The 19,295-nt window shown below is 43.0% G+C and carries 19 protein-coding genes; 5 read left to right on the top strand and 14 right to left on the bottom strand.

Annotation, left to right across the window (positions count from 1 at the left end; all coding sequences use genetic code 11):
- Positions 1-80: 80 nt before the first annotated feature.
- Entirely contained in the window at positions 81-863 is a 783-nt protein-coding gene (locus NEE14_RS09515; RefSeq protein WP_022454520.1) for an ABC transporter ATP-binding protein, read from the bottom strand.
- Positions 864-865: 2 nt separating this feature from the next.
- Positions 866-1,612, bottom strand: coding sequence for an MlaE family ABC transporter permease (locus tag NEE14_RS09510; protein WP_243325354.1), 747 nt, complete (start codon positions 1,610-1,612; stop codon positions 866-868).
- A gap of 109 nt (positions 1,613-1,721) precedes the next feature.
- Here NEE14_RS09510 and lptB point away from each other — a divergent pair, with 109 nt between their 5' ends.
- A complete protein-coding gene (gene lptB / locus NEE14_RS09505) occupies positions 1,722-2,474 on the top strand; it encodes an LPS export ABC transporter ATP-binding protein (RefSeq protein ID WP_251968239.1) in 753 nt (250 codons plus the stop codon).
- Between the two features lie 18 nt (positions 2,475-2,492).
- Here the strand turns inward: lptB and NEE14_RS09500 are convergent, their stop codons facing one another.
- From NEE14_RS09500 to NEE14_RS09485, 4 genes are all read right to left on the bottom strand, one after another.
- Positions 2,493-2,642 carry a hypothetical protein gene (locus NEE14_RS09500; RefSeq protein ID WP_251968240.1) on the bottom strand — a complete coding sequence of 50 codons (150 nt, stop codon included), beginning with the start codon at positions 2,640-2,642 and terminating at the stop codon, positions 2,493-2,495.
- Positions 2,643-2,835: 193 nt separating this feature from the next.
- Positions 2,836-3,822, bottom strand: a complete 987-nt coding sequence (locus NEE14_RS09495; protein WP_251968792.1) for an IS3 family transposase — start codon at positions 3,820-3,822, stop codon at positions 2,836-2,838.
- An 8-nt stretch (positions 3,823-3,830) separates the two neighbouring features.
- Positions 3,831-4,190, bottom strand: coding sequence for a helix-turn-helix domain-containing protein (locus NEE14_RS09490; RefSeq protein ID WP_251968791.1), 360 nt, complete (start codon positions 4,188-4,190; stop codon positions 3,831-3,833).
- An 85-nt stretch (positions 4,191-4,275) separates the two neighbouring features.
- Positions 4,276-5,166: a CPBP family intramembrane glutamic endopeptidase gene (locus tag NEE14_RS09485; RefSeq protein ID WP_251968779.1), complete on the bottom strand. Its 891-nt coding sequence runs from the start codon at positions 5,164-5,166 to the stop codon at positions 4,276-4,278.
- A 103-nt stretch (positions 5,167-5,269) separates the two neighbouring features.
- On the opposite strand from NEE14_RS09485, the gene NEE14_RS09480 reads away from it, so the two are divergent.
- The 4 genes from NEE14_RS09480 to NEE14_RS09465 all read left to right on the top strand — a co-directional run bounded on the left by NEE14_RS09480 (position 5,270) and on the right by NEE14_RS09465 (position 9,873).
- Positions 5,270-5,593, top strand: coding sequence for an L-rhamnose mutarotase (locus tag NEE14_RS09480; protein WP_251968778.1), 324 nt, complete (start codon positions 5,270-5,272; stop codon positions 5,591-5,593).
- Positions 5,594-5,922: 329 nt separating this feature from the next.
- On the top strand, positions 5,923-8,142 hold the full coding sequence (locus tag NEE14_RS09475) for an anaerobic ribonucleoside triphosphate reductase (protein ID WP_251968777.1): 2,220 nt from the start codon (positions 5,923-5,925) through the stop codon (positions 8,140-8,142).
- A 1-nt stretch (position 8,143) separates the two neighbouring features.
- On the top strand, positions 8,144-8,647 hold the full coding sequence (gene nrdG / locus NEE14_RS09470; RefSeq protein ID WP_251968776.1) for an anaerobic ribonucleoside-triphosphate reductase activating protein: 504 nt from the start codon (positions 8,144-8,146) through the stop codon (positions 8,645-8,647).
- Positions 8,648-9,021: 374 nt separating this feature from the next.
- Positions 9,022-9,873, top strand: a complete 852-nt coding sequence (locus NEE14_RS09465; protein ID WP_338578717.1) for an Rpn family recombination-promoting nuclease/putative transposase — start codon at positions 9,022-9,024, stop codon at positions 9,871-9,873.
- A gap of 84 nt (positions 9,874-9,957) precedes the next feature.
- Here the strand turns inward: NEE14_RS09465 and NEE14_RS09460 are convergent, their stop codons facing one another.
- The 8 genes from NEE14_RS09460 to NEE14_RS09425 form a co-directional block, all read right to left on the bottom strand.
- Positions 9,958-10,878: a slipin family protein gene (locus tag NEE14_RS09460; protein ID WP_251968468.1), complete on the bottom strand. Its 921-nt coding sequence runs from the start codon at positions 10,876-10,878 to the stop codon at positions 9,958-9,960.
- Between the two features lie 8 nt (positions 10,879-10,886).
- Complete coding sequence (locus tag NEE14_RS09455; RefSeq protein WP_251968469.1) at positions 10,887-11,267, bottom strand: GntR family transcriptional regulator; 381 nt, start codon at positions 11,265-11,267, stop codon at positions 10,887-10,889.
- 215 nt (positions 11,268-11,482) lie between these two features.
- On the bottom strand, positions 11,483-13,372 hold the full coding sequence (mutL, locus tag NEE14_RS09450; RefSeq protein ID WP_251968470.1) for a DNA mismatch repair endonuclease MutL: 1,890 nt from the start codon (positions 13,370-13,372) through the stop codon (positions 11,483-11,485).
- Entirely contained in the window at positions 13,369-13,677 is a 309-nt protein-coding gene (locus tag NEE14_RS09445) for a hypothetical protein (protein ID WP_251968471.1), read from the bottom strand. Before NEE14_RS09445 ends, mutL begins: the two co-directional genes overlap by 4 nt.
- Positions 13,678-13,871: 194 nt before the next feature.
- Positions 13,872-15,452: an OstA-like protein gene (locus NEE14_RS09440; protein ID WP_251968472.1), complete on the bottom strand. Its 1,581-nt coding sequence runs from the start codon at positions 15,450-15,452 to the stop codon at positions 13,872-13,874.
- Positions 15,449-16,810 (bottom strand): peptidylprolyl isomerase, encoded by a 1,362-nt coding sequence (locus NEE14_RS09435; RefSeq protein WP_251968473.1) that lies wholly within the window; start codon positions 16,808-16,810, stop codon positions 15,449-15,451. Before NEE14_RS09435 ends, NEE14_RS09440 begins: the two co-directional genes overlap by 4 nt.
- A 27-nt stretch (positions 16,811-16,837) precedes the next feature.
- Positions 16,838-17,698 carry a peptidyl-prolyl cis-trans isomerase gene (locus NEE14_RS09430; RefSeq protein ID WP_251968474.1) on the bottom strand — a complete coding sequence of 287 codons (861 nt, stop codon included), beginning with the start codon at positions 17,696-17,698 and terminating at the stop codon, positions 16,838-16,840.
- A gap of 8 nt (positions 17,699-17,706) precedes the next feature.
- The gene (locus NEE14_RS09425) at positions 17,707-19,281 is read right to left on the bottom strand and encodes a peptidylprolyl isomerase (protein ID WP_251968475.1); all 1,575 of its coding nucleotides are present in this window, start codon (positions 19,279-19,281) and stop codon (positions 17,707-17,709) included.
- Positions 19,282-19,295: the final 14 nt, after the last annotated feature.

Here is a 19,295-nt window from a genome sequence, read left to right as displayed (position 1 = left end):
ACCCTTCACTCACGCTCCTATTTTGTTCATATTCTGTTATTTGCTGTGAAGGGTGTGAAGGCACACCCTTTTGTGGCTTGTTACAATTTATGTCCTTCTTTCAGCTCTTCTACTTCCATTTTCTTTACCTTGCGGAAAAGATCGGATGCGAAGATAAAGTCATTTAATGCCTGATTGTCTGACGTAATGATGTCTTCTTTTGTTCCCTGCCATTCTTTGACACCTTCTTTGATGAATACGATATTGTCTCCGATATTCATAACGGAGTTCATATCGTGTGTATTGATAACGGTTGTCATGTTGAACTCAATAGTTATGTCGTGAATCAGATCGTCGATCACCAAAGATGTTTTAGGGTCGAGTCCGGAATTGGGTTCGTCGCAGAACAGATACTTCGGGTTTAAGGCGATGGCACGGGCAATAGCGGCTCGTTTCATCATACCTCCACTGATTTCCGACGGATAAAGATGGCCGGCTTCCGACAGGTTTACACGGTCCAGACAGAATTCAGCGCGCATTTGTCTTTCTTTGGTACTGGCTTTCGAGAACATATCCAAGGGGAACATGACGTTCTCGAGCACCGTCATGCTGTCAAACAACGCCGAGCCCTGGAAAAGCATTCCCATTTCTTTCCGGAGAATCTTCAGGTCTTCTTTATTCATCAACGTAAGGTCACGACCGTCATACAGGATTTGTCCGCTGTCCGGACGCATCAATCCGATGATGTTCTTGATCATTACAGTTTTTCCTGATCCGCTTCGTCCGATGATCAGGTTGGTTTTTCCGTCTTCAAATACGGTACTGATATTTTTCAATACCGGACGGCCTTCAAATGATTTGGTAATGTTCTTTACTTCAATCATGATCAAGTCAACATTAAGTTCGTTAATATTACGTCGGCCAGCAGAATCATGATGCTACTCATCACGACGGCATTGGTACTGGCTTTACCAACTTCAAGTGCTCCTCCTTTCACATTATATCCAAAGTAGGCGGCTATGGAAGAAATGATAAAGGCATAAACCACCGATTTGATAATAGAATACCAGATATAGAACTGGTTGAAATAGAATTGCAAACCATATTCGAAAGCAGCCGGAGTCATGTTCGTTCCTGAAGAATAACTGGCTGCAATACCGCCCAATATACCGGTGAACATACTGAAGATTACCAGTACCGGAATAAATACCATCATGCCGACCATCTTCGGGAGGATGAGGAAGTTGGCCGAATTAACACCCATGATTTCCATGGCATCAATCTGTTCGGTCACACGCATGGTTCCGATCTCGGAGGCAATGTTACTGCCTACTTTACCAGCTAGGATCAGACACATGATGGATGAGGAGAATTCCAACAAGATAATCTCACGGGTGGTATAACCAATGGTAAACTTCGGAATCAACGGTGAGCTGATGTTTAAGGAGATCTGAATGGCAATTACCGTTCCGATAAATACGGAGATGATTACCACAATCCAAAGCGAATCAACGCCTAATTTGTAAATCTCTTTAATGAGCTGTTTGAAGAACATGTTCCAACGGTCAGGGATGGTGATGCTTTTGCGCATCAGCATAACATATTCTCCCACTTGATGTAATGCTTTTATCATTTTTACTCGATTTCTTTTGTTGCAGTGGGCAAAGTTAGGCAAATATCCGGTATGGAAGTGTTGTTTGGCATGATTAATTTCTGTTTCTTTGCACAAAACAACGTGAACAATGGCTGAAAATCAACAAATGGTGCTTCGTACGGAAGACCTGGTCAAGAAGTATCGGGCTCGTACAGTGGTAAATCATGTTTCGATTAATGTAAAACAAGGTGAGATCGTCGGCCTGTTAGGCCCGAATGGTGCCGGCAAGACAACTACATTCTATATGACGGTGGGACTGGTAACTCCCAACGAAGGGAAAATCTTTCTGAATGATATGGAAATAACCAAGTTTCCGGTTTATATGCGTGCCCGCAACGGAATTGGTTATCTGGCTCAGGAGGCTTCTATCTTCCGGAAAATGACGGTAGAAGACAATATCCGTTCGGTATTGGAGATGACGGATACGACCAAGGAATATCAGCAGGAGAAACTGGAGAGCCTGATTTCGGAATTCGGTTTGCAGAAGGTCCGGAAGAATTTGGGCGACCGCCTCTCGGGTGGTGAGCGCCGTCGTGCGGAGATTGCCCGTTGTCTGGCGATTAATCCGAAGTTTATCATGCTCGACGAGCCTTTTGCCGGTGTCGACCCGATTGCGGTGCAGGATATTCAAACGATCGTGGCGCGCTTGCGTCATAAGAACATCGGCATTTTGATAACCGACCATAATGTGTATGAAACATTGAGTATCTGCGACCGTGCTTATCTGTTGTTCGAAGGCAAGGTCCTGTTCCAGGGAACTGCCGAACAGCTGGCTGAAAATGAGATCGTAAGGGAAAAATATTTAGGTAGAGATTTCGTCCTCCGCAAGAAGGATTTATAATCAAAATATATTGGATTTTTATCGTTTCACCCGGGTGATACGATCGTTCCACAGTCGTGATACGATCGTTCCACAGTCGTGATACGATCGTTCCACATAGGTGATACGATCGTTCCACCCTTGTGGAACGATAAAAGATAAGGCAGAATCGGTAAAAAAAAGTGTCATTTAACGAATTTGGTTGACTTAAAATCTCTTTATAAATAGAAGGGGTTGACTGTAGTTTAACTTATTTATATACTGAGTTGACTCATTTTTTTGTTATTCACCCTGCAGGTTGTCTTTTCTTATTTTGGGCAAAAATAAACAAAGATCTTTTATCCTGATAAAAATAATGAAAAAACCACCGCGGTGGTTTGCCTTACGGCTGGAGGCGCGAAGCCTCCAAAGAGTTTGTCTCCACCTGGTTGGCAGAAACGAAGGCATTAGACATTTCTCCTTGGATGGCTAATTCCCGATAACTCTTCCAGCGTTTCTTTATTGTTCCCCTCATTGCGGAGGCTTCAGCAGGAGTTATACCGTCCAGACTCAAATGAGGACGCTCATTGTTATAGAAATCGACCGCTATCCTTATAGCTGATTTAACTTCCGATACGCCGTAAAAGGATTGCCCCAAAAGGAGTTCATTCTTAATTGTATTGTTGACTCGTTCCGCCACGGCATTATCTTTGGGATTGCCGCTTTCGGTCATGCTTATCTTTATATGATGTTCCTTCAACCGGGAGATATAACTGTAACAGGCATATTGGACACCACGGTCCGAGTGATGGATCAATCCATTAAGATCCTTGCCCTTATAATAGGCCAAGGCCATGTTCAATGCGTCCAAAGGATAACGGGCTTCCAGCGTGTCGCCCACACTGTAACCGATGATTTCCTTTGTGTAGTAATCCGTTACTAAAGAAAGATAGCAGAAATCGTACTCGCCCGTTTCCGGCTTTGTCCAGTAAGGTATATAGGTGATATCGCTGACTATCAGCTGGCAGGGACGATCCGGAATGTATGTCTTAATCAGATTCGGATAGACTGGATACTCATGGTCGGAATCGGTTGTCTTGACGCGTCTTTTCCGTTTACGGACTTTCAGGCCATAACGTTCGATGATGTCATAGAAACGGTTATAACCCACGCTATGGGAACCAAACCGGCTCTGGTACATCTGCCAAAGCTTGTTCCCTCCTATGCCCGGATCTTTCCCTCGGATTTCCTTGATAAACTCCACAACGAAAGATTCTTCCATCAGACGTTGCAGTACCTTGTCCTCATGCTTATAGTAGGCTTGTTTACTCACACCAAGCAGACGGCACAGGGGAACGACCTTATACCGTTCCCTGTCCCTTTCATGCAGCCTACGGACTACTTGGTGCCAGCTTTTTTTAGCTTTATGCCATACACTTCCTCGCCATAGGCGACCATCTCTTGGTAGAAATCTGCGCGCAAACGCTCTTCGGCCAATGCTTTCTTCAGTGACGACAACTCTTCGAGGAGCTTCTTGTAGTCTTCCGGCGTCACGTCTTTTCCTTGCTTTTTCATGAGTTCTGCTTCTAGAGGATTTTCTCGTTCAAAGGTAGCTATTATTCGATAAATGCTCGAACGACTTACTCCATATTGTTGAACCACTTCCTGGATGGAGACGTTGTCTTGCTTTACCAAACGGAAAATCTCTCTTTCCTGATTCTTCCGAAACTTCTCTTGTTCATAATTGCTTTCTTTCATCTTCTTGTTTTTTAGGAGTCAACCTTATTTACAAAAAGACAAAGACCGGTTCTGCCTTGTTTTTTCGTTATAAGTCAACTGCTTTTCAGGCATGGATGCTGAGTTCCCGGATATACCGGATGATGAAAGCAAAGCCGATCAATGCTAAAACCGCCAGGCCTATGTAGGGCCACAAGTGAGCATCCGAAATCTTGCCGCTTACCCATTCACTCTCTTTCCATTCACTGTCTGACATGGCGATAACACTGACGGCATTGTTGAAGAAATGCGCCAGAACCGGCAGCCATATATTCCGGGTCCAGATGATCAGATAACCAAAGTAAGCTCCTAAGATCATACGTGGGATGAATCCGTAGAACTGCAGGTGGAAAGCACTGAAAAGAATGGCGCAAATCCAGACAATGGCGTGCGGATTGCTTGTCCAGCGCCCTATAATCTGCTGTAAGGTGCCGCGGAAGAGGAATTCTTCGCAGACTGCTGCCGTCAAGGCGATGACAATCAGATTGGTGAACAGAGGAGAAATCCCTTCTCCATCGATTAACAGGTTGGTGAAATGCTGGGCCAGATCTTCCTGTTGCCGCATCCAGTTTTCGACGGGAGCTGCCCAAGCTGGCAGCTGCATGCTTTCATTAAGCATTGACGTCAGACTGATAATCGGATTGAGAAGGATCATGCCGGCAATAACAAGTATGACCAGCCGTCCGTCGGGTATGCCGTTTATTCCTAAATAGTTTTTCGGCTGGTCACTGCACAACCAGGCTGTAATCAGGGCAGGCAGCAGGAAGGTTCCGACAGCCGTGATGAATTGGAACAGGCGCATCATGTCGGGATGCTGCTCCATGCCGGTAGTCGTTCCGTATATCAATTGGAACAGGCCTAATCCGAATAGGGATGATAACAGGCTGCCGATGGCGATCAGCAGAATCAATATAAAGAGTTGCATGCTTGTGCGTTGGGTTGTAAATAGAGCTTTCATAAAACGTCGTGTTTGATTTTGTCCGCCCAAAGATAAAGATAAACTGATACTGCCACAAATAAATATTTCGTAGTTTTGTCTGTAAATTCAAAACAGCAGAATCATGAAAAGAGTAGGAAGTATAATTGGTGTCAGACCCGAGAAACTGGAAGAGTACAAACGTCTTCATGCCAATGTCTGGCCTGGTGTGTTGGAAATGATCAAGGCTTGTAATATCCGCAACTATTCCATTTACTATAAAGATGGAATGCTTTACAGTTATTATGAGTATGTAGGCGATGATTACGAAGCGGATATGAAGAAGATGGCGGCCGATCCGACTACACAGGAATGGTGGAAATTGTGTAATCCTTGTCAGGAACCGGTTGCAAGCCGCAAGGAAGGCGAATGGTGGGCCGAAATGGAAGAAGTCTTTCATCTGGATTAAAGAAACATCCGGCCGCTTTCCTCGGCTGATGAAAAAGGTGAATGGGAGAAAACGATGTGTCGGTCTGTGCGTTTTTCGGGCTGAAAGCGATAGGAATGATATGTCTTTTTGGTAAAACAAAGCAATAAGTTACTGCATATAATAAAACATTTTTGGAAAACAAATTTCATAGATTAAAAATAAAGTTTTCCGAAAATGTTTTATTTGTATCTGATAATTAGCGGATTGACAAAAATTAACTGTAAAAAAGTTTTCCAAAATGAAAATCTATGAAGAATGAAGCTATCTTTGCTGAAGTTTATTTCAATAGATATTTAATCGAGTAAGACATGATTCAGACAGTAGTCAAACGAGACGGACGTATCGTTGGTTTCAACGAGGAAAAGATAGCTACGGCTATCCGAAAAGCTATGTTGCATACATCGATGGGCGAAGATATGCAACTGATCCGCCAGATAACGGACCGCATTTCTTTTAAAGGTGCGCCTCAAATGACGGTGGAAGATATACAGGATGCGGTAGAATTGGAGCTTATGAACAGCAGCCGCAAAGATGTAGCCCAGAAATATATCGCTTACCGGAATCAGCGAAGCATTGCCCGGAAAGCCAAAACCCGGGATATGTTCTTGGAGATCATCAATATCAAGTCGAATGATGTTACCCGCGAGAATGCCAATATGAATGCGGATACGCCGGCCGGTATGATGATGAAGTTCGCCAGCGAAACGACCAAGCCGTTTGTGGATGATTATTTGCTGAGCGAAGAAGCGAGAACGGCTGTCGAAAATAATTATCTGCATATTCATGATAAGGATTATTATCCGACAAAGAGCCTGACTTGTGTGCAGCATCCGTTGGATCGGATTCTGAGAGACGGTTTTTCGGCAGGACATGGTGAATCCCGCCCGGCGAAACGTATCGAGACTGCCAGTATTTTGGGCTGTATTTCGTTGGAGACGGCTCAGAATGAAATGCATGGCGGACAGGCTATTCCGGCGTTCGACTTCTACTTGGCTCCGTATGTCCGTTATAGTTTGATTGAGGAAATCAAGGTGTTGGAACAGCTGACGGGGAATGATTACTCGCATTTGTATCAGGCTCAGCTGGATGATTACCTGGATAAGCCTCTGGAGGGTCTGACTGGTGATGAACGAATCTTGCAACATGCCGTGAACCGGACGGTCAGTCGCGTACATCAGTCCATGGAAGCCTTTATCCATAATATGAATACCATCCATTCGAGAGGCGGTAATCAGGTGGTGTTCAGCTCGATCAATTACGGAACAGACACATCGGCCGAAGGTCGTTGTATTATTCGGGAATTGCTGAAAAGTACGTACCGCGGTGTCGGAAACGGAGAAACGGCGATTTTCCCGATCCAGATCTGGAAGAAGAAACGTGGTGTCAGTTATTTGCCGGATGACCGGAATTACGATTTATATAAGTTGGCTTGTAAAGTGACCGCCCGTCGTTTCTTTCCGAATTTCCTGAATCTGGATGCTACGTTTAATCAGAGCGATGAGTGGAAAGCCGATGATCCGAAGCGTTATTTGCATGAGGTAGCAACGATGGGTTGCCGTACGCGTGTCTTTGAAAATCGTTTTGGTCCGAAGACATCTATCGGACGTGGTAATCTGTCTTTCTCGACTATTAATATCGTTCGTCTGGCAATTGAATGCATGTCTATTGAAAATCAGGACGAACGTATCGCCATGTTCTTCTCTAAACTGGACCACATGCTGGAAGTAACGGCCCGACAGTTGCACGAGCGGATGGAATTCCAGAAGACGGCTTTTGCCAAACAGTTCCCGTTGCTGATGTCGGCCTTATGGTTAGGTAGTGAGAAATTGAATCCGAACGATACGATCGCTTCTGTCATCAACCAGGGAACATTGGGTATCGGGTTCATTGGCTTGGCTGAATGTCTGGTGGCACTGACTGGCAAACATCATGGCGAAGATGCCTTTGCGCAAGAATTAGGACTGAAGATTGTCACTTATATGCGTGACCGTGCCAATCAGTTCTCCGAACAGTATCAGCATAACTACAGTGTATTGGCTACTCCGGCGGAAGGACTTTCCGGTAAGTTTACGGCAAAAGACCGCAAACAGTTCGGTGTGTTGCCCGGAATTACCGATCGCGATTATTATACCAACTCCAACCATGTCCCGGTATATTACAAATGCAGTGCCCGTCATAAAGCAGAGATAGAAGCTCCGTATCATGATCTGACCCGCGGTGGACATATTTTCTATGTAGAAATGGATGGAGACGCAACTCATAATCCGGAAGTGATCATGCAGGTAGTGGATATGATGGATAAATATAATATCGGTTACGGCTCTGTAAACCACAATCGGAACCGTTGCCTGGATTGCGGATATGAGAATTCGGCGGAAGAACTGGAAGTATGCCCGAAGTGTGGTAGTAAACACCTGGACAAGCTGCAGCGTATTACCGGTTATCTGGTGGGAACAACAGACCGCTGGAATAAAGCCAAACTGGCTGAACTGAAAGATCGTGTCACCCATACAGACAAAAGAGACTAATATGATTTCGGTATTAGATATATTGGAAGATACGACAGTAGATGGTCCGGGTTTCCGGACTACTATTTATTGTGCCGGTTGTCCGAACCATTGTCCGGGTTGTCATAATCCGGAGTCGTGGAATCAAGGAAACGGACAAGCCATGGAAACCGAAGAAATCCTGGAACGCGTACTGGCTGATGAGTTCGCCAATGTTACTTTCAGTGGCGGAGATCCGATGTATCAGGCAAAAGGTTTTACTGAACTGGCTCAGGCTATCAAGGCAAAGAGCGATAAGAATATCTGGTGTTACACCGGTTATCTGTTTGAAAACCTCGTGAAGATGCCGGATCAGAAAGCCTTGCTCGAACAGATTGACGTGCTGGTAGACGGTCCGTTTATCGAATCCCAGAAAGATGAGGATTTGTTGTTCCGGGGAAGTGCCAACCAGCGACTGATCGATGTGCAGGCTTCTTTGCAAGCCGGCGAAGTTGTCCTCTTCCCGTATGATCCGTTTGAATTATAGAAGTTTCTCAAAACGCGCCGGCTTTTGATCAAAACACGCCGGGAATTCATAAAAAGCCGGCGTGTTTGGAAGCATTCCTCATAGGAATTAAATGCGAAACTGACGAGAATCATTTTCGATTCCCGTTAGTTTCGTTTTCGTTTTTAGGAGTCTTTATTTCATCTACTGTAAATTCGAAAAACGATCTTTCATTATCTTTCTATCTACTTGTATATCTGCTTGTTCTTGTGATTCGATAGTGAAAGAACGGACAATCATTTGATCTTTTATTTTTGTATCAAGGCAAAGTTCGAATACCATCTTGTTTTTTTGATGAAAAACCTTATCTTTGTGCATCCCGCTATTGGGGCAAAACATTTTAAAGGACCTTTTCTATGAGAAAAAGCGTATTTATCAATCCGTTTGTGGATCGGGGTTTTAAGATTCTTTTCGGACAGGAATCAAGCAAGGAATTATTAATCGAGTTAATCAATGATTTGTTGGAAGGCGAGCACCATGTAGAAGACCTTTCTTATATGGATAAGGAAGATCCGGGTGAGACAACAGACGGTCGGGGTACCGTTTTTGACTTATTATGTAAGGATCAGGACGGGACAACTTTTATCGTTGAGCTGCAAAATGCCCGGCAAACTTATTTTTATGAACGGGCATTGTATTATCTTTGCCGTATGATCGCCTCACAAGGTAAGAAAGGTGAATCTTGGGAGTTTGAACTCGTACCGGTTTATGGAATCTTCCTGCTGAATTTCCGGTCAGGTAAAACGGATAAAGTCCGAACTGATCTGGTGATAGCCGACCGTGAAACGGGCGAACAGAAGAGTCGGAATTTCCGGGAAATCTTCATCGAATTTCCATTATTCAACAAAACGGAATCGGAATGTAAGACCCCGTTGGATTACTGGTTATATAATTTAAAACATATGGAACAGTTGGAACATTTATCATTCAAAGGTCAGAAAGCCTTGTTTGCCCGCTTGGAAGAGTTGGCACGTATCGCCAATATGAACAAGAAGGAACGGGCAGAATACGAGGCTGCCCTGAAAATATACCGGGATAATGAGAATGTTGTTACGACGGCAAGAAGAGAAGGAAAAGAAGAAGGAATAGCAATTGGTGAAGAGAGAGGTGTACTTAAAACCGCCCGTCAAATGAAGCAAAAAGGAATTGATTTGGGCTTAATTCAGGAATGTACGGGTTTATCTGACGAGGAAATACAGAATTTATAAAAAGATGCAAATAGAATAGATGAATCCCCGTTGCCCGGTTTCGGACAGCAGGGATTTTTCGTGTATGATTGGCATGCGTATTTACTAACTTTCTTGAACCACTGTAGCTGATGCTTTTTGTGGAGTTTCATTGTTTTTAGCGAGAGAGACTAGGCCACCCATGGCTCCTAAATTCATGGTATCGAGGGCAGAGCTTGGAACAATCACCATCGAACCTTTCTCTTTGAGCCCTTCAAACAACATATTCATACCTCTTAGATGGAGGGCAACCGGATTGTCGGTATATTTCCGGCTGGCTTGTGCAAACTTTTCAGCAATCTCTGTCTCGGCAGTTCCCAAGATGACACGGGCTCTACGTTCCCGTTCTGCCTGAGCCTCCTTACTCATAGCTTCGGCTAAGTCCTTTGGAATGGCAATATCTTTGATTCCGACGGTCTGACAAGTAATACCCCAAGGATTGGTATTCCGGTCTAATACCTGTTGTAAGTCTTCTGCTATTTTATCGCGTTCTTGTAACAATTCCGACAATTCATGTTTACCGATCGTGTCTCTCAATCCGGTTTGGGCAATGTGTTCGATGGCTGTTTGATACTGTTGGACTTCTAAAGCCGCCTTTTCTACATCCCAGACCGTCCAATACACAACAGCATCTACATTGACCGGGACGGTATCTTTTGTCAATGTCTGTTCGGCTTTGAAGGCACTTACCCGGACGCGCTGGTCAATATAAGTAGATACGGTATCGATAATCGGAATAATCATAAAAGGACCAGGACCTTTCAATCCTTGGTATTTTCCCATGCGAAGCACAACTGCCCGATCCCATTGGTCTGCAATATGAATAGACGACGCGAGTAAAGCAGATCCTAAAATACATAAGAACAAGATGAGTTCACCAAAGATGTCCAAGCCGTATAAGGCGATTGATATTACCAGCAATATCAAGAATACAGTGATTGAAATAGGATTGATCCATCCTTTGTGCATTAAATTAGTCGTTTCCATATAGCTTATTATTTATTGGTTATTTCTATTCGTTTCAATTCCTGTATCATGTCTTCAATGGTGAAGCCATATTGCAAAGCTACCATAGAGGCTTGCTGGCAGATATCTTTCAGCTTGTTGGTCTTTTCTTCTTCTGAAATGACTTGTTCGGTTTGATTGATAAATGTACCAGTGCCTTGTTGTGTCTCCAAGATTTTTCGGATTTCCAATTCCTTGTATGCTTTGGAAACCGTGTTCAAATTCACTTTCAACTCTACCGCTAACGCCCGAACGGTAGGTAATTGCTCGCCAAGCTTTAGCTGTCCGGAAGCAATTCCAAATCTGATTTGGTCTATAATCTGGCGATAGATAGGTACGCCTCCGGAATAATCAATTATAAACTTAATCATACCCTTAATGAATTATCTTTATATTGTACTATTTGTATAGTACAAACATACGATATGGATAAAAGAAAACCAATATTTCGTACAGAAAATGATAGGAAAATAGTGTTTATTAACAGAAATGAGGGGAAAAAGGGTAAATGGAAATATTTTTTCACACCTGACTCTCTTAGAAGTTCCAATAGAGATAAATGGATAGTCAGGTGTGAAAAAGATATTTAGTGGAAACGATTATCCAGTTCGTCGTCAGTCAGCATGGAAAGAATGGTCTTTCCGTCGGGTGTCAGATTCATGTTGGAGCAGAGGAAAAGAGAAGCCAGCAGATGATCCATTTCTTCCGCAGAGAGTACTTTCCCGGCCGGAATAGCTTGGGCAGAAGCCAAGGAAAAGGCAATCATATCACCAATCTCTTCATTTCCTTTGCAACCGGTATCAATGGCCTTTGCTACTATGTCTTTTAGCAGCGTAACACAGTCCACACCTTCCATGCCGTCGGGTATTCCGTTGATGGAGTAACTTCCGCCTCCTAAATTACTCAGATCGAAACCTGAATAGGAGAGGTCTTCTAACAGAAGAGGCAAAATAGTTTCTTCGGCCGGTGTGAAATCGACAATCGCCGGAAATAACATCTGCTGCGAAGCGGCTTTCTGTTGGCGAATGGATTTCTGGTATTGCTCGAACAGAATTTGCAGATGAGCTCTATGCTGATCGATAATCGCCATACCCGACTTCAAAGTTGTTACCAAATACCGGTTCTTGTATTGGAAACAAGGTTTGGTAACCGGTTGTACCGATGTGTTGGCAAACAAAACCTTTTCTTCGGCAGATTGAACCGGCTTTTCGACAATCTCTTTTTCTATAGGAGTGGCACTGCCTATTTTCTTCTCTACGACTTCTTCATCAGGAAGTACGGCCGAGCGGTCCGCTTCAAAGCTTTGATACAGTTCCGTCCAATCGAATGACGGACGTGTATCTGAAGGCGTTGCTTCCCGCTTGAATGGATTGTATTCCGAACGGATTTGCACCTTGGGGGATTCATTCCCACTGATCTTCTTTTCCGGGTTATAAACCGGAATGTCAATGGAATCTTCTGTGTCAAAGTCTATCATTGGGATTGCACTCGACTTAGCCAATGTTTCCCGGACAGCAGCCAGCAGGATTTGCCAGATCGGCTGCTCGTTCTCAAATTTGATTTCCGTCTTGGTCGGATGTATATTGACATCGATCGTAGCCGGGTTCAGGTTGAAGTAGATGAAGTAATTAGGCATTTCTCCGGCAGGAATTAATTGATCGTAGGCTTGCATAACCGCTTTGTGAAAATACGGATGCTTCATAAAACGCCCGTTAACAAAGAAGTATTGCAAAGCGCCCCGTTTCTTGGCTGTTTCCGGTTTGCCTACAAAACCGCTGATAGATACCAGTGAACTCTCAGCTTCTATTGAAAGCAGTTTCTGGTTCAGATTCTTCCCATAGACATTCATAATCCGTTGGCGAAGGCCGGATTCCGGCAGGTTCAATATCTCGGTATCATTATGATACAGCGACATGGAAACCGATGGATTTACCAAGGCTATACGTTCGAACTCCGTGATGATGTTCCGGAATTCCGTATCATTTGTCTTCAGAAATTTACGCCGTGCCGGTACATTATAGAAGAGATTCTTGACCGAGAAAATGCTTCCTTCCGGGCAAGCATCTTCTTCGATGTGTTGTAATTGCGAACCAAAGATTTCCAGTCGCGTTCCTAAATCGGCTCCTTTCTGGCGGGTGCGGAGTTCTACTTGTGCCACAGCGGCGATCGACGCCAACGCTTCTCCACGGAAACCCATGGTATGAAGGGAGAACAGATCATCAGCTTTGGATATTTTGGAAGTGGCATGACGCTCAAATGCCATGCGGGCATCGGTTTCCGACATTCCTTTCCCGTTGTCGATAACCTGTACCAATGTCTTTCCTGCATCCTTGATCAGAATTTGGATTTGTGTGGCACCGGCATCAATAGCATTCTCAACCAGCTCCTTAACAACCGAAGCCGGTCTCTGAATCACTTCGCCAGCCGCAATCTGATTGGCTATGCTGTCAGGCAGAAGATGTATAATATCGCTCATCTCAGGTAGAAATACCAGAATATGGCAGCCAATATGGCCAATGCTACAATCAGTTTCACATTCTTATATTCACGACTCCGCGAATTATCCCCTCTGTTCCGGCTCCGTTTCAAGTGTGTTGTTCCTTCAATGAAGGTTCCTTTTATCTGCGGCTTATAATTTTCTAAGGATTCTTCTTCCATTCCCATTTCACGCTTGATCCGGCGTACACGTTCATCCATTTCCTCTTTATGCGGATCCCAATAAATCGGCTTATGTTCAAACTGACGAGGCTTACGTACATTATAAAAGGAGAAAAATGCCATATCTATTAGTTTTAGAATTTATTCTTAACGTCTTCTATCGCAAAGATACAACAAAGGCTGCTTGCTTTTTCCTAAATAATGCAAAACCTGTGGATTTTTATATGTTGGATAATTCTTCTTTGTGGTGTTTGGCAATAATATGACTGATCATAAGGACCTGTCTTCTCGTTTTCCTCAAATGTATTTTATAAGTATTAATCATGCACGAATTTATTGCTACGCTTAGGTGCGTCTTGTACCTTCTTTTTCCGCACAACGTAAATATCATCTTTACTTGTTGGACGCAAATAATCATACCAGAAGAAGTCCTTCAGTTCTTTTTGGTCGGGTTTCAAGTCAGGAATGGGAGTCATAGTCCCTTGAGGACTTGGCCATATTTTCAGCTTGTCGAGTTTATTATCCTTCAACCAGATTGTAAGATACCCACTCTTCGTAGCATTCAATCCGACCATACTTCCGTCTTTCTCAATGGGATAGAAGATGGATTCAGCATTTCCCGAAACATCTATTTGCCGTACAGCCTGCCCATTGAAATAGGCTTTCAAGTCATTTCCCTTCAGCTGATTATAATAACCCGTATCAACTTGTTGGATGGCAAAGGCAAACTGCTGCACATGCGCATGATCGATCGTACTGTCTGCCATATAGATCAGGATGGTATCTCCATAAAGCTGATATTGCTCGTTCCATAAAATGGGGTCATTATACATATATAATATAGAGTCCCGCGAATTAAACTGCATGGAATCGCATACGCCTTGGATATCGGTCCGGTAGAACCGTACGCCATAATAGGCTTTGACTTCCCTGTATGTAGAGTCGATTGTAACCATCTGTAAGGTATCTGCATGCAGATAGAGGGTGTCGCCTTGTGAATATTCCAGACAACGGGCACTATCGGTAGCAAAGGCAAATCCGGTTTTCTCATTATAATAACCATATTCCCCTTGAAGCATAATCTTCTGAAGCGTATCGCGGATACACATATTACCGAATACCTCACCAAATCCTTGTTCCCTGTCATAAGCAATGGAATCGCCCGTCAGAAAACGGTTTCCGGAAACTATTTCAGAACGGTCAAGAAGCATGGATGTATTATGTACGGTATCATACCATCCTTTCGATGAATAGATTGTTCCGCTATCCGATACAATGACGGAAGGCCCCAAAATTGTAGAAATCTTGGATTCCGTATTATAATGAAGTGTATCAGAGTATAGGGTGAAGTTGGGGTTTTCCAATCTGACACTGTCGTTAAAGATGGCCAGTTTGGTAGCAGGACTGTACTGCCCATAAAAAGAAGAAAGTTGATTCAGCGAATCAACAATCATTCCTCCTTCAAAATAATATCCTATGTTGGGTATACGCTCGTAGTTCAAACTGTCAGTAAACAAGGTCACTTGTCTGTTCTCCATGCGGACCAGGTCTCGTAGGCGGGCAATTTGTGTATTCCCATCATAATACAGATATTGTCCATATACGAAAAGTGTGTCGCCCTGTTCCATCCGCACATTGCTGAAAGCTTCCAGTGAATTGGTCTTCTCATAAAAGTATGCACTGTCGCAATACATATATGAACTGTCATGACGGAAACATACATCGCCAACCAGTATTTGGGCGTCTGGTTTGATGTCTTGATCAAATGACAGCGTATTGGCATGCTCCAAAAAGACTTTTGTCTTTTTAACGGGTATAGAATCTTGTTCCTGGGCCTTTAAAGCCCAAGAACAAGCACATAATATACAAATATATAATACGATTCTTGTTAGTTTCATTCTTTTACCCAACCTGGAAAATGAAAGTCACAGTTACGCCAGCCATCGCTGATACGCACATACGTTGTCTTTTGCTGTTTTCGAATCCAGTCATCCAGCAGTTCTTCCCTTTTCTTGTTTTCCACAATGGCTTTCAACGCTTGATAATCATCTGCTAAGTTCGCTTTGTGTGCTTCTGTACGAGCCCGTAATTTGACAATGGCAATTACTTCTTTCTGCGATTTTGTTGTCATGCGGAAAGGCTTTGAGATATCACCGACCTTCATGTTATAAACCACCTTACCAACTTCCTGAGGCAATTCGTGTAACTCAAATCGAGGCGTTCCCATATTAGAACTTTCATAATTCGAGTTTACCATCAAACCTTTATTGTTTCGTGTATCCTTATCATACGAAAGGAAGGTAGCCGCTTCTTCGAAGGTAAATTTCTTATCCATGATGTTTGAATAGATGGAGTCCATACGTGCTGTTGCGTCTTGTAACTCTTTTTCTGAAACTTCCGGTTTCAATAGAATATGACGGCAATTGATACGGTCACCACGTTTTTCAATCAGCTGAATGATATGGAATCCGTATTCAGTCTGTACAATCTGTGAAATATGTTTGGAGTCCTTTAAGTTGAAGGCTACGTTCGCAAACTCAGGCAACAGCTGGGTTTTGCTCATAAAACCGAGTTCACCTCCTCTGGCTGCAGACCCTGGGTCTTCTGAATACATACGAGCCAAAGTTGAGAATTCGAATTTGCCTTCATTGATTTGCTCAGTAAATTCACGTAACCTTGCTTTAATGGCATCTGTTTCTTCGAATGGAATTTTCGGTTCAATGGTAATAATTTGTACTTCAACTGTCATCGGAATATTCGGAAGACTGTCTTGAGGCAGCTGATTATAATATTTACGGACATCAGCCGGTGTCAATTTAATCTCACCAACCAGCTTTTTCTGCATTTCTTGTACAATCTGCTGTTCGCGTGTCATCTCGATACGTTCTTCCCGGATTTGAGAAATCTTTTTGTTGAAGTATTCTTCCACCTTTTCTTTGGATCCGATTTGCCCGATAGCACTGTTGATCCATTGATCAACGCTTTGAATAACTTGTGCTTCTGGAACTTCCACACTATCAATTTTAGCCTGATTCAGATAAAGCTTCTGAATAGCCATTTGTTCTGGGATAAAGCAATAAGGATCACCCTCCAGACGTTCTCCGGCATTCAGCAGGTACAAACGCTGAGCCTCAACATCCGAACGTAAGATGGCGTCATCACCAACTACCCACACAATTTCATCAATCACATTATCCTGCGCCTTTGTCAACCATGAAAAGCTAGCCAGAAAAACTGCAAGTAAAACCTTTTTCATTATAGCATCCTTTATTTATTTTGCAAATTAAGGCATTTCTTTGGTAAAAACCACATTTCCAGCCCGAATTGCATCATTATATAATTCTTCTTCAAAATTTTTTAGAAATTGAACCTTCCGCTGATTCACAAGCATGTCTGATATCTGCTTGCTGGCGTATTCAAACGGAGCAATTTTTCCTTTGGCAATATATTCTTCAATATTCAGTAGATAGCAGTAACTGCTGTCGGCTGTTTCTACAAAAGAATGTGTTCGCAAAAATTCTGTCTCATTCGTTACTTTTATAGGAATGTTAACAGAAACTTCGTCAAAGCTGACCCATTTGTCATAGAAATAATCATACACCATAGCATTCTGCACACTGTATTTTTCTATTTTCTCAATGGCTGATTCAGATGTTGAACGATACCATTTTTTTACTTCACTCAGATTGGGTGCGTCGATTGGTATCTTCAGAAATAGTCCTTTAACAAGACTGTGGTCTAAAATAAACTGATCTTGATTTTCTTCGTAGAACTTCTGCTTTTCTTCTTCGGTTATATTTGCCGATAGCCGCTCCTGTATTAACTGTTCTTGATAGCGGTACCTGACTAACGAGCGTCTGTAAGAATCTACCAGGCGATCAATTTCAGCCCGATTGTCATCATCCAGATTCTGAAGGGCTACATCATATACTAGGCCATCTTTTATCCATTGTTTGATATAACTTTCTGCCCATAGCAGGCTGTCGGCCGAGGACATATTTTTAGGGAGAACAGCTAATACTTCATCTTTAGTCAGCGCTCTTTCATTCACTTTCACCAATACTCCTTTGAGCTCGGTAGTTCCTTTTTGGGTACAACCGCCAAGCAATAGCAAGCTAAAGAATATGTAAAAACCTGTTCTCATGCGTGCAATTATTTTTTAACAGCTTTCTCTAAAGCCTTCCAATTGACTTCAACCGGATATTTTTCTTTCAGTTCTTTAATCCAGTCTGCCTCCAGTTGGGCTTGCTCTTCAGCCGGCTTATTCCAAATCTTCTGATTACTGATGGCAAACAACAGAGTTCCATCCCGGTATTCGTTTAGTAGAAACTTGTATTCCGGATATTTTGTCGGCAGATTTTTACGTTCCATGCTTGAAAGAACATCATGGATACACAAATCCAATACTTCTTTCATGAAATCACCTGCATAGGTTTTGACAGAAAACGGACAACGCTGGATATAGGCTGCGAATTCGTTTTGCGCAAAGCTAACTGTATCTATCCGCATCAGTTCTTTGTTTAAATCTTTAGCCTGTTCAAAGAATTTCGGATCTGTAGGGAAATAATCATTGCAGATAGCCTGCAGCTCTGCATAAGCCTCTGGGTGGAATACAAAGTTGTATTCTTTCTTCATCCGGTCGTCAAAACTCTGGTGAAGGGCGAAGTTCCATTCTCCTTGAGACATTTGGCGGTACCAGGATTTCTTTATTTCATCAAAAGACTGAATTCCTAAATTCTTTTCCAGTTTGATGATGTGATATCCGAAACGGGTTTTGACAGGTTGGGATATGTCTCCAGGATTCTTAATGGCAAAAGCTGCCTGTTCAAATTCTGCTACCATTTCTCCTAATCCGAAAACTGGAAGCAAACCTCCTTTTTGGGCTGAAGCTTTGTCGGCGGAATATTTTTTCGCTAATTCGGCAAAGTCATTGCCGTCGACAGCTTTCTGGTAAACCTCTTCTGCCAGTTTATAGGTTTCCTCTTCAGTACGTGTAACTGAATCTTGGGCAAAAGGAATTAGAATATGTGAAACCTGGCGTCTGCCTGGATTAGAAATTCTCCGGTTTAATTTAACAATGTGGAATCCGAATTTGGTACGGATTGGCATCGAAACAGCTCCTTCCGGCATTTGATATACATAATCTTCGAATGCTTTGACTGTACGCATGGGGAAAAAGCTGCGTACTTGTTCGTAACCGACGTGAGCTGAATCTTTCTTAGCTAATTCGGCTCCCACTTTCAGAATATCTTCTCCTTGCTGAATACGTTGGTATGCTGCTAAAGCCTGTTGATAAACAGCTACTGTATCTTTTGATACAGTCTGTTGGGGCAAAAAGAATAATATATGTGTTAAGTCAAGAACTTCATTCAGGCGGGCGTATTCGTCGGATAAGACTTTTTCTTCTCCAGCGCGGTCTGACAGATAATCAGAGATCAGCTGCGATCTATATTTGTCCAGCTCTTCCTTGAAGGAGTCTGTTTTATCCAGGCCTTCAGCTTCGGCATCAGCCACTTTTAATTTATAGTTCTCAAATAATTCGACGAAAGCTTTCAGATTTTTCTTGTCGGATAAATCCGTTTCGCCGTTTTTCTTTGCTGTAAACAGGAATTCATCTATAGAAACAGGCTTTCCTGCTATAGTCATTGCAACAGTATCGGCTGCAGAGTGCGCATAAGCTGACACTGTTACCGCAAAAAGTAACGCTGATACAAAAAACTTTTTCATTAATGAATCTTTTT

This window comes from Parabacteroides sp. AD58 (genome assembly GCF_023744375.2).
Classification (GTDB): Bacteria; Bacteroidota; Bacteroidia; order Bacteroidales; family Tannerellaceae; genus Parabacteroides; species Parabacteroides absconsus.
Note: the sequence above shows the minus strand (reverse complement) of the source record. Positions and strands in the feature narration are given on the sequence as shown.